Here is a 15,172-nt window from a genome sequence, read left to right as displayed (position 1 = left end):
TCGAATATTACTGAAGACGTTTTTTTCGCCCGGAAAACCCGCCATTTTTACCGTCTGACGGGCTCTCACAGGAGGTTAATAATGCTCTGGTTCGCGAAATTTAACCAAACCATAAATTAGTGTCAGTAAAGTCACCATGATATCCAACAGGATAGCCAGTGCCATCATCGTCGATGTGCTTTCACTCTGATCGTAGCCAACCACCTGACCGACGTAAAACCCAGCGGCGCTAACAACAAAACCAATCAGAATACAGGCAACCAGAAAATAGCCTTTACCATCATCCAGAGTCAGACTCTCATCCAACACCTTTTGCTGCAGCAAATAATACGCCGCAAAACAGACCGCCCCCGCAGCCCCCATACTTACAATAAAGAAAGCAATCATAACCTTTGATCCGATAATTATTTTCCTAGAGCAAGCCTAGTTCAAAAGTATTCGGTCGCAAGTTAAGGGGAAGATAATCAACAAGGCCTTATCAGTAATTTTCTTAGCAGGGACAGGATGTCCCGGTAGAATCCCAGGCATAAGGATGTGCCTGGGATTCGGCGGCTGAAAACTACTGAAAAGAGACTTGTCTGTATCAGATGCTAGTGCTCACGTGTAGCACGGAATTCAATTTCGGGCCAGCGTTCTTCCGTCAGACTGAGGTTTACCCGTGACGTCGCAATGTAGGTCAAATGACCACCACCGTCGATCGCCAGGTTTTCAGAAGCTTTCTTACGGAATTCTTCCAGCTTGCGTTCATCGTCACATTGCAACCAACGCGCGGTATTAACGTTCACCGGCTCGTAGATACATTCCACTTTATATTCATCACGCAGACGCTGCTGTACCACATCAAACTGCAGCACACCCACCGCGCCGAGAATCAAGTCGTTATTATTCAGTGGCTGGAACAGCTGAGTGGCGCCCTCTTCCGATAACTGCTGCAGACCCTTCTGCAACTGTTTCATTTTCAGCGGATCTTTTAAACGTACCCGACGGAACAGCTCCGGTGCGAAGTGTGGAATGCCGGTGAACTGCAATTCTTCACCCTGGGTGAAGGTGTCACCTATCTGAATCGTGCCATGGTTATGCAGACCAATGATCTCACCTGAGATCGCTTCTTCAACATTCGAACGATCACCGGCCAGGAAGGTCACCGCATCCGCCACCTTCACGTCTTTACCCAGGCGCGTATGCTTCATCTTCATACCCTTGGAATAGGTACCCGAGCAGATGCGCATAAAGGCGATACGGTCACGGTGTTTTGGATCCATATTGGCCTGAATCTTAAAGATAAAGCCGGAGAACTTGGCTTCATCAGGCTTAACAACGCGTTGCTTGGTTTCGCGTTCAATCGGTGCTGGCGCCCAATCCACGAAGTAATCCAACATCTCGCGAATACCAAAGTTGGCCAGGGCCGTACCGAAGAATACCGGCGTCATTTCACCGGCCAGATACTGCTCCAGATCGAACTCGTAACTGGCACCACGCACCAGTTCCACTTCGTCGATCAGCTCATCCACCAGCTCGTCACCTAACTCAGCACGGGCTTCGGCTGAGTCGATACCTTTAATCTGCACATCATCCGGTACGACAGACGCCTGCCCAGGCTGAAACAGATGAACGGTATCGGTGTACAGGTTGTATACACCGCGGAACGCTTTACCCATGCCGATTGGCCAGGTTACCGGGGCACACTTAATTTTCAGAACGGTTTCGATCTCATCCAGCACTTCGATGTGATCACGAACCTCACGGTCCATCTTATTAATAAAGGTGAAGATCGGCGTATCACGCAGACGGCAAACGTCCATCAGCTTAATGGTCCGGTCTTCCACACCTTTAGCGCCGTCGATCACCATTAATACCGAGTCCACTGCGGTCAGCGTACGATAAGTATCTTCCGAGAAGTCTTCGTGTCCGGGAGTATCGAGCAGATTAACCATGCGTTCTTTATAAGGGAACTGCATCACCGAGGTGGTAATCGAGATACCACGGTCCTGCTCCATCTGCATCCAGTCAGATGTCGCCATACGGCCAGTCTTTTTACCCTTTACTGTACCCGCCAACTGGATCGCGTTACCCAGCAGTAACAGCTTTTCTGTAATAGTGGTTTTACCCGCATCCGGGTGGGAAATGATACCGAAGGTACGACGTTGGCCAACGTCGGTTTTAAAAGCAGAGGACATGAAACACTCTCAAATCAGGTTAGCAGCACAGCTCTGGGATGCATTTGCTGCGCATTGTCGTTGAATCCATCCCAAAGCTCAAATGCTGCTTAACCTTTAAACAAACTTACTGCTGAGGCACCTCTTTGGCACTCAATGCTTTCAGGAAGCTTTCCAGTGCTTTTACCTCATCACCACCCAGATGCAAGACATGAAGTTTGTCTGACCCCGGCTGGAACAGCGGATCATGACGTCGTACTCCGATTTTTAGTTTTACCGGAATATTGGTCACCCCCATCGCATTGTTGTAAGACACCAGAGTTTCGAGCAAGTCGAAGCGACCGTGATGCATATAAGGCGCAGTGTGGGTTAACTCGCGTAAGCTCGGAGTACGGAACTTACCCACATCAGCTTCGTCATCTGTTACGGCATAAAGCCCCAGATCAGAGTTGGCATAATCCAGATCTGCCAGTCCCAGATTCTCAAATCCACCCTGGGTAAAATTCGGCCCGGAGTGGCAATTCATACAACGCGCCTTGGTGCGAAATACGTGCAGTCCCCACAGCTCACGATCAGACAACTCAATCTCTTGCTTCAGAAAGCGGTCGAATCGGCTATCCGATGAACGTATACGGCGCTGATAAGCAGCCAGTGCTTGAGCAATAATAGGAGGTGTTAGCCGTTCACTGCCGAATGCCTGATGCGTCGCAGCGTTGTAGTCATCAAACTCGCCGGCATCCACTCGTTGTTGTAACTCGGTCAGCGGCAGATTCATTTCAATCGGGTTTTCAATCGGGCCGAGCGCCTGTTGCTCCAGTGTTGCTGCCCGACCATCCCAGAAAAACTGCTGCTGCAAACCGATATTCAGCAGCCCAGGAGTATTACGATTGCCTGTTTGTGCCGCATGGCCGATGGCGGTGGCACGATTATCGTCCCACCCCTGACTCGGAATATGACAACTGGCGCACGACAACATACGGTTAGCAGATAGTCGCGGCTCAAAGAACAAGCGCTGCCCCAGTGACACTTTCAGTTTTTCAGCCTGATCCATATTCGGCAGTGGCGGTAATAACCCCAGAGGCTGCCAGTTAACACCATCATCAACTAAAGGCGCTGGCCAGTCGCGGCTATCTGGTGACTTATATTCCCGACGCAGCTCAGTCAACAAAGCACGCTGTTGGGAAGGCGTCAGATTTTCCGGAATACGAATACGCTCCCCACCAACGGCTTGCCACGCCTTTGCTAATACTGCAGCGCCGATTTGCTCGCCAGACTCATCAACAACCTGGTTATTACGCCAGTCATAAATCATCGGTGCAAACGTTTCACGCTGATCATCCGCATTAATCCAGACAAAATCCGGTGGATTCTGTTGCCATTGTGGAAAGCTCTCAGGGAAGCGCAACTGGCGCAGCTCAGAATATTTTTCACCAGAAGTTTTTATTTCAGAGCTGGTTATCTCAGAGCCAGGCGCAACATCTCCCAATAGTCGCTGTAATTCCGTTCGGGTGGGCAGGCCCCAGGAAGCAGAGCCACACCAGCGCTGTTGATTCAGTTGCGCCAACGAACTGCTCATCTGCTGCTTCGATAACGACTGCGCAAGCTGATGCTCATGCCAGAGATGAACCGCATAATTGAGATTGCGATAAGCACTGTGCGCCGGACTCATATCATCAACACACGCCCACGGAGAGTTACCAAAAGTACGGTTTTGCAATGTTAATACACTGCCGTGCTGATCCAGGCGAAAGAAAGAATTACTCTCGGGGTTATTCTCTCCTAGAAACTCTGACAGCTGTTGCAGGTCAGCAACGTCAGAATGTTTAAGCTGCTGTTGAATTAATGCAAAGTTACGAACCAGCACCAAACGAAATTGTCCGTCATGGTTCTGCAATCGCAGGCGTAAACGATCGACTCCCGTCGTTGCCACACCATCAAGTTTTCCTTGTTGTTCATATAGAGCAACCATCACATCAATCAACTGCTGGCGTTGAATTGCGGATAAAGGTTTAACATCAGCCAGACACAGGGATGACACCAAACAACATGCGGTTAATAGCAGCCCACGGAACAGACTGCGAATACAATAGAAATTTTTCACGGTTTTCTCTCATTAATTTTCTTGCCAGAACAATTCAACGCGTTCTGGTAGTGGCAATAATTGCCCACTGATTTCTTTTAATTTTTTTGTATTTATTAATTCGTCGGCATCAGGCTGTGCAGAATCCTGCTCTAGTGAGCTCCACTGTCTCAGCCACTGTCCGTCATCCTTCGCCAGATCACTTTGAATCAATGCACGAAGTTTTAAATGCGACATAACTCTGGACATTAATCGCGGGAATTGTGACCGGGATGCCGGTTGATAATCGGGTAAACGATCTGGTAATTGCTGCAGCACTTTTATCACTTCATCAGCCAACATCTCTGCCTGAGATGGCGCTGCGACAAAGCTTAATTGTGACTCTAACCGATCAGTTTGTGGATCGAGAGTTAAGCGGTAATCGACCGAATAAACACCACCCAGTTCAGTTCTTAAGCGCTGCTTTAATGCCTTTTGTACCAGAGGTGCCAGATGCTCGATTTGCTTCGCTAATTGCGGCGACCAGGTCTGCTGTCGATAAGCCCGTAGCTGATAACGAATGCGGACGTCATCGTTTAATCCCTCCGCGCTGAACGACATTCGGTGTTGACCGCTACGCTGTAAAACAGGTGCAGAATAAAGGTCTGATTTTCGCGACACAGGCTCAATATAACGAGCAAAGTTTTGCAACAACTGTTCCTCATCCAACTTCCCAACCAGGTACCAGGTCACCGGCTGACGCAACTGTTGCTGCCATAGCGCTTCCAGATCAGCCTTGCTGACATTAGCATTCGCTTGCTGGGATAGAGGAGTGGCATCAGAGCCATAAATAAACTGGCTACGCTGCTGTTGCTCCAGCGTTTGCTGTTGCCCTGACGTTTGGATTTGCCGTGCTAGCGCCTTACGTCCCTGCTCCCATGCATCATCCGACACCCAGCCCTGCTCGACCAGAGCGCGATACTGGCGCAGCCATAACGGTAAATTGCTGGCTTTACCAGCATGCATCCAGTTAAGCGATGCAGGCGTTTGCTGCCAGAAGCCAGCTCCACCATGGGTTACCAACGAATTTTGCCATTGCTGCTGTGACCAGCCTTTAAGGCCACTTTGAGCACCCAACTGCTGAGCCAGCTGACTTAAATCAGAGCGGATCCCCTGCATTTGATAACCCGCGCGACTGACGGCCTGTAAATTCAGAGAATCACCGACAGGCCACCAAACCAAACGATCGCCATTCGTCAGTTGCCATTCACGAACTTCACTCCCAGACTCTCCCTTATTCGTTGGCGAGTATTGCCAGCGTTTTGCTCTGTGACGTTCTGTTTTATAACTGGGTGTTGAAACAGCAGGCCAATCAGGCAAAACCTGTGCTTTTTCTTTTGCGTGATTGTTTTTTTGAACAACAGCCAACACAGGTAATTTTCGTGTCTGTTGCCATAATGCTGTCCAGCTTCCCTGATCTGGTGCAGACCAACTGACGGAATCATCAGCCTGTAGATAGATAAAAACATCGTCATCCAACAGCCAGTTATTCTGAAGATATTGATTAACCTGATCCAGGGTTAATTCAGCGATGAATTGACGAATGCGTGGATAACGCAAGTTCAGATCTTCTGCCACTTTTTGCTGCACAACAGCGGTTACCAGACGATCTTCCCAGGTTAAATAATCCGGGCGATTGTTACGTTTAATTAACCTATCGATTTGTGTCAGTATTTTTTCCTGCACGACACCAAATAACGATTGAGAAAATCCATGCTGACGTAACACGGCCAGTTGCTGAAGAATCTGATCCATCGAAGTTTTCGGATCTTCACTACGAACAGCAATGGTCATGGCGCGGGTATGTGGCGTCAGTTCATCAGCTCTGAGCGATAACGATTGGATTTCCGACGGAAGACCAGCACGCTGCTGCAGTGCCTGTTGTATCAACAGCTTACGAATAAGATTGTCTATTAACCGACTGCGATCAGCCAATAAATCGCGATCGCGCTTTATCGAAGATTTCAGCCCCAAAACCAACATTGGCGTTGCTTCTGACGATGCCGGCGACACACGTCCGGTTACTAACCTCTGATTTTTTGGCAATGTAAGTGCAGCCTTGGCCTGAGCAATAACCTGCGATACATCAGCTGGATTTTTCAGCGACGAAAATTCCTTTTCCAAAGCCTGCATCAAATTATCTGACGAAAAGTTCCCACTGACGATTAACGTCATATTGGCCGGGATATACCAACGTTGATAGAAACTCCGTAAGTCGGATACGGACGCGTTGCGAATCGCGGTGTAATTGCCAATCGTTGGCCGATTAATAAACGCAGAGCCCGCACGAATTACGGCACGTTTCTGCTCATTAATTGCAGCTCTGTGCGAATCAAAACGGCGCCACTCCCCTAATACTAACGAGCGCTCTTGTTGCCAATCATCCGCCTTCAGGTGAGCTTTGACTGCCATATTTGCCAGCAAATTCATCCCACGTTCGAGACTAACGTCACTGTCCGCAGGAATACGTAACATGTACTTAGTACGTGTTTGCTGCGTCAGCGCATTAATTTCCCGACCGGTTTGCCAGCCCTGTTGTGCCAGCCAGGTATGAATCCCATCCGGGTAATCATCAGTTTCATGGAACACCATATGTTCGAGCATATGCGCCACACCAATCTGCTGATCCGTTTCATGCACGGACCCTGCACCCACAAGCAGACGCAGTCGCAGACCGTCTTGCGTGTTATTACTTGGATAGGCGAGGTAACGTAAGCCGTTATCCAACTCACCTTGAATAATCTGCGGGTCCCAAACCAGTGGTTTATTAACAAACGCAGGCGAGGCATGATCCTTTGACCTGAATAACGCACACCCGGTTGATAGCAAAAGTACACATAAAACTGACAGGTACAGACCGTTCCGCGCTAACGCGCGTAAATTAAAACATTTCATATCAACCTCTTATTTGTAGTCGTATGAAATGCCGAGCCAGAAACTACGTCCGGTTTCTACACCTGAGTCACCTTTCAGCACAGTATGGGTACGGCTGTTAAACAGGTTTTCAATATCGGTGGTCAATTTCAGCTGATGTTCGCCCGATTTAATCAGGTCAACCTTTAACGCCGAGTTCACCAATAAACGCTCGGGAACTTTTACCTCTTCATAAATCGGCAGAAGTATTTCGTCACCGGTGCCACATGACGGACAAAGACGATCAAGTTGTTCACTGGCGCGCACATTCGATGTTTTACGAACGGTATCGAATGACTGACGATAGCTGGCGACAATTGAGGTCAATACATAAGGATTCCAGCGGTAGTTCCAGCCCATATTCATTGTAAATGGCTGACCGAATTCGCGCACAACACGACTCAGACTGTTCAGGGACGTTTCCTGATAGCGCTCATTTTCATCCAGATGTGCTCCGCGATCCAGAATCACCAGATCACTGAGCTGGGCATCATCGGCAGATACATCATAGCTGGTCGAACTGCTCTCACTGATTTGGTAACTGGTATTTGCCCAGAGATTATGGCCGTTAATCTGATAATTCCAGGAAAGGCTGATACGCTCAGATTTTCCACTCCCATCATTGGTCTGGGCGCGATAATAAAATCCGTCCTGTTCGTTATAAATACGCTCATCACCACGAACCAACTGATCTTCTCGCCAACGTTTTATATATTTAATCGCATACGTACCCACATATCCGGTGGCATGTTTCCAGCCCAGAACAAGTTCATTGCTGAATGGTGTACGCAGATCATTATAAGTATAACGCTCACCACTGCTTTCACGGACATCCTGCCAGCCCTGAACAAATCCTTCGTCATTCACGGTGCGTTTCTGGAAGGTATACGGTTTTCTTTTTTCGCGCACTTTATAAGTCAGCAGGTTACTGTCGTAATAACGATTTAACCCGGCTGTAATCAGCATATTCGCATCGCCATTAATACGATATCCAGCGCTGATTCTGGGAGCTATGTTGTGATTGCGTAAGAAATTCTCATAGTCGTAACGCAACCCGAGGTTCAGAGTAACCTGATTAAAATCAATGCTGTCTTCCACATACAGGCCCAGATTGGTCACTGAAACATCGATGTTTTCCTGGTGATACACACGGCGCTGAGAGAAGTATTGCGGTGCTGTGATTATTGTCGCTTCTCTGGCAATAATATGATCCGGGTTGTTCTCATCAAACGGCTCTCCCAGTTGCTGCTCCAACTGTTCAAGGGTGATACTGGTCGTACGTTCGACACAATCAAAAATAAAACCACTACAGTTAAAGTCTTCAAGAAACTTTTCTTCTCTGTTCGGTGAGTTATAAACATAAGTGTCACGAAAACGCTGTCGCTTCAGAGTTTCGTGATTTAACTGCAAACCTGCCGATACATTGTGATAACTTTTCCCCCAGTTGAAAAAAATATCATTAATACCGCTGCTTAATGCAGTAGTCGCCTGGGTTTTATCGAGATCACCATATCCGCCTTCACGCGATACCGAGGTACCGGTGCCTTCATCACCATTTCCCCAATCGCGACCGCGAATATCTGCCCATGGATAATAATGCGTTGGTGCCTGGCGTGAATTTTCACTGACCGAATAGGCCAGTCTGCCGTGCCAGTTAAAGCTATCAAACCCTTGTTTCAACTTAATACTGGAGCTGACACCACCGCCTTTTAACGTGATATCGCTGTTACGAACATCCCTTAAATAATTACGATTTTCGTAAGGCGCGTAGGTTGTGCTCCATTCCACCCGATCAAGCCATAAATTCTCCTGTGTCAGCTTCAGTAAGACATTGGAGTTTTCACGATACGACTGACGGCTTTCATTCAGAGAAATGCCCGTAACAGTACTTTTCAGGTAATTACCACTGAGCAAAACAGAGTGGTAAGGAGAAACCGGGCCACTCAGATAAGCGCTGTAAGATTGTTTGGAAAACTCTGGAGACTTCAGCTCAAGCTGACGATCTGTCGCTTTTTCACTCTGCGGATAAAAAATCCGGTATTTATTCCAATCACTGTTGGTTCCACGCATGCTCACGCCGTAGCGAAACTTCTTACGCGACGCTTCACGGGTAACAACATCAACAACACCACCGCTGAAACTGCCATAGCGTGCTGGAATATTATTATCAAATACCTCGATAGATTCGACGATTTGTTCGTTAATGTTCATCGCCTGAGCACTGCCAGCGACATCATTAATTTCATTGTTGTTCAGATCAAATGCCGCCGGGTCCTGGCGGCTGTTGAAATTAACACCATCGAGAAAAAAACCGGTTTGCCACGGCTGGCCTCCGGAGATGGACAAGCGCCGCGCGACAATTTCAGCCTGCTGTTCGGCGCTGTGTGTTTCGTCACCGGAATACACACCGGGAAGTACATCAAGTAATTCAGAAATATCACCGCCGCCTTTTGGAGAGGCGGCAATCATATCGCGGGAGAGACGATAGCGACCTTGTATTTCGGGTACTTCCGGGCCGATGTATTGGGCTGTGACTAACACATCCGGTAATGCCTGGTGTTCTATGTCCAGGCAGTCAAACAAGCGTTGCCACGCTTGTTTGTCAGCAGGGACCTGATCAGTACAGGCCCCCACTTGTTGGAGAGAACGATCATATTGCAATGCAATGTGTTTCAGCTCGTCGCTGGTTACCTCAGCAGCTTGCGCTGCTGAGGTACTCAGGATAACTGAAACCAGTAATGTCGAAGGTTTCATACGCATCCTGTTACAAGTTAGCAATTAACGGGGTGATGTCTTCAGTGTTCACAATGCCATCAGCATCATCGTCACTGTCGAGAATCAGTTTTGATGCTTCGATGGCTTGCTCTGTTGCTTCCGGTAAGAAGAAATTCGGCAGACCATCAAGATCAGTATCTACATTGGCAATTGCGAAGGACGGAAAATCATCCTGGGTACTTTGCGCCTTACTCACACTGACGAGAATCTCGTCATAGCTGGCTGTAGCAACAACGTCATCCTGCATGGCTGTCGTTGCCCGCTCAAAGTCACCAATTAAGGTGTATTGATCGATCAGTTTTTCAAACACGCCTTGCTTCGAACCTGCCGCAAAACCAGCTGCCTGCTGCTGAATGGATTGCAACAGTGCCAGTACTGCCGAGGTCTGTGTTTTCAGACTGCTGCTGTATTCCGCATGACGGCCTGCATGATGGCGAATGGCATGCAAATATGGATAACGCCCTTTGGTGTCCTGGCGCTCTGCAACCAGTGCTAACGCTTTAAACGTGGCATTAATAAAACCAAGCTGAGTGGCTTCATTGTTATTGTCGTCAGTAATAATGCCACCAGCCTGAGTCAGGGCCTGGGACATTACCGTTTGCGCCTTGCTGAGATTGCCAATGGCGACCAGACTGTTGGCGATATCGAAATGTGCTTCTAAGTAGTCTTCCAGATCATCGTCATCATCACGTGCCATAGCAGCCAATTCCGGAATCAAACGATCAGCAACCGCATTAGCATTGACGCTGTTGCCTACTTCACTCCAGGCCGTCATCAGTGCCTCCGTCGCATCCACAGCACGGGATAACACAACAACCTTACCGTCAGCTGGCAGGAACAGGTCATCAGCAATGGTCTGGCAGCGACTGATGACACCGGCTTGAGCAGTTTTACCATTAAGTGCACCTAACAATTCCGAGGATCGTAAGCAGCCACTACTCGCCAGTGCATCATTGATTGTGGTCTTGTTAGCCTGGATATAACCGTCACTTTCATTCAGTGTTAATGCCGCTTGTAACACCTGCTGTTGATGCGCCGTACGCCCACCTGCCAGTTTTAACAGGCTGTGCAGACCAATGCTGGTAACCGTTCTATCCTGAGTACTGTACTCAATCAGCGTGTCCCAGTGTCGATCGAAACGCGCGCTGGAAGTGTAGGTTTTGCTGAAGTAATTGCTGATAGGGGCAAGCTTAGCGGTGATATCGGCATCACCAGCGGAATCCGCAAACACCCAATAAGCCAAAGTCTGGCGATAAGTATGCGCTAACTGATTATCACGACGTTTTGCCTTGGTACGCAGCAGGTCAATTGCCACGTTGCCCGAGATCACACCGTCATCATCAACGGTAATTTTATTTGGATACAAAGCCGCATATAACGCAGCAATGCGATCCAGGCCAAAGCGATAACGGGCAAGAGTTGCATCCGCTTTATCATCAACGCTCACTTTGTGATTAACGTCGTAATCCGCCTCGGCATAATACGCAAATGCCTGGGCCGTTGCTTGTTTTGCTTTGGTAATCGCGAGTGGGTTGTTATCCGGCAAGCTCAGCAGATAATACAGCGTCGCTGCATCGTAGGTACTCTGGACAGAGTTACGTTCGTAACGGGTACCACGGAAGTCCCAGTAGCCGTGTTTACCGGCGTTATTTGCCATACGGTCGACGGCTGCCAGCGCGGCATCAAAGTCTTGATTAGCCGGATCTTTCAGATACCCGAAAACACTGTCGAGGGCAAAAGCTTCAAGTATACCAATCAGGGCAGAGTGCTCAGCCACACGACCAAAGCTGTTATCCGCATTGCCCGAATCCTGGGCTAAACGTTTAGCCAGTTCATCGGCAAAACCTTCAACCTGATTCAGTAGCTGAGCGGCTTGTGGATGCTGTTTGGCATCACGGTAGTCGTTAGCCAAACCACGATAGGCAGAGGCTTGTTCGGAGGAAATATTGTCAAAACCAACATCCGCCAGTGCTTTGTTGTAATTCGCCGAGGCCAGTAAGCGCAACTCATTCGCTACCGCTGTATTTTTGATACGATCTAACGCAACAGCAGACTTGCGATAAGCATTGCCTTTTGCCAGCAAATTATTAATTTCTGAATCAATAATGGTTTTAGCTCGCTCCGGAAATCCAGCCAAAGCGTAACCCACAGCCAGCTCAACATAAGCATTGTCTGCCTGAGCTGCATCACGCACCTGCAGAGCGTCATCCGCAGAGTTGCTGACAATCAGATTTTCGGCGTCGCGCAGGTGTGATTGCGTTGATGAATAGTAGTACTGACGACGGTTATCGCTCCCCGAATAAGATGGAGCTAATGTAATGTCACGCTCCACTTCAGCAGCACTGCCGTCACTCACCGCAACGCGGAAGTTACCGCCAGCCACTGTGGCCTTAAAACTGCCATCAGCGTTAAAGGTTAAATCACCCGTTGCTGCCTGCGACACCAGGCGATAAGTCAGCTGGTCACTGTCCACATCAGTGGCAACTACCTGTCCTTGCAGTTCTCCTAATTCATTAACGGTAACACTGGTTGCACCAAATTCAGGCGCATCGTTCACCGCGGAAATGGTGAAGTTCAGAGTGGCAGTCGCTTCGTCTGCGTTATCAGAAACCACAACCGTCGCTGTGTCGTTGCCGTTAATGTTGGCATTGGGTGTATAGGTAAAGCTGCCTGTTGCAGTCACCGACAACGTACCATTTGCTGGTGATTGCTGAACCCGATAGGCCAGACGATCGCCATCAGAATCTGACGCCGATAACTGAGCGGTAAACGGGGTATCTTCTGCCAGGGAATAAGCAAAGCTTCCCTGAGCAAACTGCGGGGCCGAGTTAGAGCTGCCGCCGCTACCACCACAAGCGCTTAACGCCAGGATGGTCGAAGCCAGAAGGCTCTTTGACCCTAATTGGATTAATCGCATCGTTCTCTCCCAAGTTGTGCGAGTTTGATTAGGTTCCGATCAATTCGAAACGGCCGTAATAATAATGATTTTCACTTAGATTAAAAAGTTGACATAAGCGTCAATCTACATGCCGCCGACAAGTTTCAGATGGGAGCGCTCTCCTCCAAAACCCTCAAAGTAGCGCCAAGGCCGCACTATCATTGACTGCTGACAAATCAGTAAAAAATGAAAACGGTTGAGTATGGAGGCAAGAGAGAAGACAAACAGAAATGTAAATATTTTTTACCGGCACATAGGTCCGACCCAAACACACTGAATAGGTGGCGTTGAATGGAACAATTCGTCCCGAAATTGTTAATTAAGGCCGGTTGTAGATTCTTTTTTAACCAATCAAAATATCATTCGAACATTATTCGAATAGAATTCACAATCGCCTGACAGGTTTACTTATGAGTCCAGCCCCGAAGTTTTCTGCCGAACAACAGCTGCAAATGGTGAAAGATGCGGCCGTGCAATGCATCGAAGACACCAGCCTGCTGTCGTTCACCATGTCTTCGGTGGCCAAGGCAGCTGGCTTGTCGATGGGCTCGGTATATAAACAGGTGCAAAGCAAAGAAGACCTGTTGATCGCACTGGCGGTGGATATGTTTGAGCATGAACGTCAGGCCTTTAAAAAGATCATGGCGCTGCCGCTGACCACGCCGGAAATTCTGATCGCCTTTAATCTGATGGATTTCCATAAAACCTGGTTTTACAGCTTCTCAGACGAACTCAACACCCTGGTCAGCAGTGATTCCATCATTAAACGGGCCTCGCCATTGTGGCTCAGTCGCATGAGTGATGCCGCCAACGCATTAGGCCAGGAGTTCACCAACCTGATTGGCAAAGCTGTTGATACCGGCGAGGTGGATAACGAAGGCCGTGACCGTGAACAGCTGGTCATGGAGATTGAAGTTGGTGGCTGGGCGCTATGCCATGGCTACATGCAGGCGGTGTTACGTCACCATACCCGTAATGCCCTAGGCCCAGATGCCCCGCTGCCATTCCCACTGACAACAGATGACCATCTGGTACGCAATACTCAGCGCCTGCTGAACACCTACAAGTGGCAGCAGCCGTTAACAGACGACGGCATACAAAAGGCCGCGCAATTATTAACCAACATTGGCTATCGCTAATTAATTTCAAAAATTTCAGGAGGTACAACCTATGACAATCCGACGCTGGTCCATCGCCGTGTCCGCCTGTGTGTTATTAACCGGAGCGCTGGCCACTTATAAAACTCTGGAAATTAAAGCCGCTATCGCTCAGGGCGAAGCCTTTCCGGAACATTCTGAAACGGTTAACAGCGCTCAGACCCAGGCCGTGGTTTATCAACCAAACCGCGAGGTATTGGCCACGTTAATCGCGCCGCAACGCCTTGAGTTACGCAATGAATTACCAGGAAAAATCACCCGGGTTAATTTTGCCTCCGGTGAACTGGTGGAAAAGAATCAGCTATTACTGGAACTGGATATCGCCAACGAAAAAGCACAACTCGCTGCGGCTAAAGCGCGCTTTAAGCTGGCACAAAGCAGCTGGAAACGCAGTCAGAAATTACGCAAAGATAACAGCATCAGCGAAGAAGCTTATGATAAAGCCCAGGCGGATTATTTAACCACCCAGGCGGATATCGCCAACCTGCAAGCCACCATTGATAAAAAACAATTACGCGCGCCATTTGCTGGCCGTGCCGGTATTCATAATCTCGAAGTTGGCCAATACCTGCAGAACAACAGCGTTATTACGAATTTAATTGGTGTTCCGGGCTACCTGTGGCTCGATTTCCATTTGCCTCAAGGCACCCAACCCATTGCCATTGGCCAGAGCATTACAATTAATGAACAGCAAAAAGCTGAAGTGATTGCCCGTGAAGCGGAAGTGTCTGCCAATACCCGCCAACTTAAATATCGCGCCAAACTGGCTGTTGATGGCAACAGTGCATTACAACCAAACAGCGTGATTAATATTCAGGTACCGGACGGTGATGCCATTAATGCTATTGAAGTAGCTGATACCGCCGTGGGCCACGATCGTTTCGGCGCTTATGTGTATAAATTAAATCCGGATGGTGATGCATTCCGTGCAGAGCGTATTGCAGTCACTGTGCTGAGCAAAAATAACGGCCGCGTTATTCTCACCGACGGCATTACCGCTGATGAAAAAATTGCCAGCCTGGGTACGTTTAAACTTTATCCGGGGTTAAAAGTGTACGTTGCCCAGAGCAACGAAAATGAAACAACTCCTGTTGCCAGCAGCGAGGAATAAATC

General features: G+C 48.6%; 8 protein-coding genes. 2 read left to right on the top strand and 6 right to left on the bottom strand.

All coding sequences use genetic code 11. The features are described from left to right. Positions 1–75: 75 nt before the first annotated feature. From ACOQOZ_RS17155 to ACOQOZ_RS17130, 6 genes are all read right to left on the bottom strand, one after another. Positions 76–387, bottom strand: coding sequence for a hypothetical protein (locus ACOQOZ_RS17155; protein WP_420589373.1), 312 nt, complete (start codon positions 385–387; stop codon positions 76–78). 203 nt (positions 388–590) lie between these two features. Then, on the bottom strand, positions 591–2,177 hold the full coding sequence (locus tag ACOQOZ_RS17150; protein WP_420589372.1) for a peptide chain release factor 3: 1,587 nt from the start codon (positions 2,175–2,177) through the stop codon (positions 591–593). Positions 2,178–2,283: 106 nt separating this feature from the next. Then, the gene (locus ACOQOZ_RS17145) at positions 2,284–4,257 is read right to left on the bottom strand and encodes a cytochrome-c peroxidase (RefSeq protein ID WP_420589371.1); all 1,974 of its coding nucleotides are present in this window, start codon (positions 4,255–4,257) and stop codon (positions 2,284–2,286) included. Positions 4,258–4,269: 12 nt separating this feature from the next. Then, positions 4,270–7,170 carry a M16 family metallopeptidase gene (locus ACOQOZ_RS17140; RefSeq protein ID WP_420589370.1) on the bottom strand — a complete coding sequence of 967 codons (2,901 nt, stop codon included), beginning with the start codon at positions 7,168–7,170 and terminating at the stop codon, positions 4,270–4,272. 9 nt (positions 7,171–7,179) lie between these two features. Continuing rightward, positions 7,180–9,942, bottom strand: coding sequence for a TonB-dependent receptor plug domain-containing protein (locus ACOQOZ_RS17135; protein ID WP_420589369.1), 2,763 nt, complete (start codon positions 9,940–9,942; stop codon positions 7,180–7,182). A gap of 10 nt (positions 9,943–9,952) precedes the next feature. Continuing rightward, positions 9,953–12,880 carry a cadherin-like domain-containing protein gene (locus ACOQOZ_RS17130; protein ID WP_420589368.1) on the bottom strand — a complete coding sequence of 976 codons (2,928 nt, stop codon included), beginning with the start codon at positions 12,878–12,880 and terminating at the stop codon, positions 9,953–9,955. 431 nt (positions 12,881–13,311) lie between these two features. Between ACOQOZ_RS17130 and ACOQOZ_RS17125 the strand changes: the two genes are divergently transcribed. Together ACOQOZ_RS17125 and ACOQOZ_RS17120 are read left to right on the top strand one after the other, a co-directional pair. Continuing rightward, positions 13,312–14,040, top strand: coding sequence for a TetR/AcrR family transcriptional regulator (locus tag ACOQOZ_RS17125; RefSeq protein ID WP_420589367.1), 729 nt, complete (start codon positions 13,312–13,314; stop codon positions 14,038–14,040). A 31-nt stretch (positions 14,041–14,071) separates the two neighbouring features. Continuing rightward, positions 14,072–15,169 (top strand): efflux RND transporter periplasmic adaptor subunit, encoded by a 1,098-nt coding sequence (locus ACOQOZ_RS17120; RefSeq protein ID WP_420589366.1) that lies wholly within the window; start codon positions 14,072–14,074, stop codon positions 15,167–15,169. Positions 15,170–15,172: the final 3 nt, after the last annotated feature.

It is taken from the genome of Bacterioplanoides sp. (assembly GCF_965219715.1).
Classification (GTDB): Bacteria; Pseudomonadota; Gammaproteobacteria; order Pseudomonadales; family Oceanobacteraceae; genus Bacterioplanoides.
Note: the sequence above shows the minus strand (reverse complement) of the source record. Positions and strands in the feature narration are given on the sequence as shown.

Excerpts from the sequence above, each read along its gene's own strand:
- ACOQOZ_RS17155 (WP_420589373.1), bottom strand. The coding sequence starts at position 387 with ATGATTGCTTTCTTTATTGTAAGTATGGGGGCTGCGGGGGCGGTCTGT.
- ACOQOZ_RS17135 (WP_420589369.1), bottom strand. The coding sequence starts at position 9,942 with ATGAAACCTTCGACATTACTGGTTTCAGTTATCCTGAGTACCTCAGCA.
- ACOQOZ_RS17130 (WP_420589368.1), bottom strand. The coding sequence starts at position 12,880 with ATGCGATTAATCCAATTAGGGTCAAAGAGCCTTCTGGCTTCGACCATC.
- ACOQOZ_RS17140 (WP_420589370.1), bottom strand. The coding sequence starts at position 7,170 with ATGAAATGTTTTAATTTACGCGCGTTAGCGCGGAACGGTCTGTACCTG.
- ACOQOZ_RS17125 (WP_420589367.1), top strand. The coding sequence starts at position 13,312 with ATGAGTCCAGCCCCGAAGTTTTCTGCCGAACAACAGCTGCAAATGGTG.
- ACOQOZ_RS17120 (WP_420589366.1), top strand. The coding sequence starts at position 14,072 with ATGACAATCCGACGCTGGTCCATCGCCGTGTCCGCCTGTGTGTTATTA.
- ACOQOZ_RS17150 (WP_420589372.1), bottom strand. The coding sequence starts at position 2,177 with ATGTCCTCTGCTTTTAAAACCGACGTTGGCCAACGTCGTACCTTCGGT.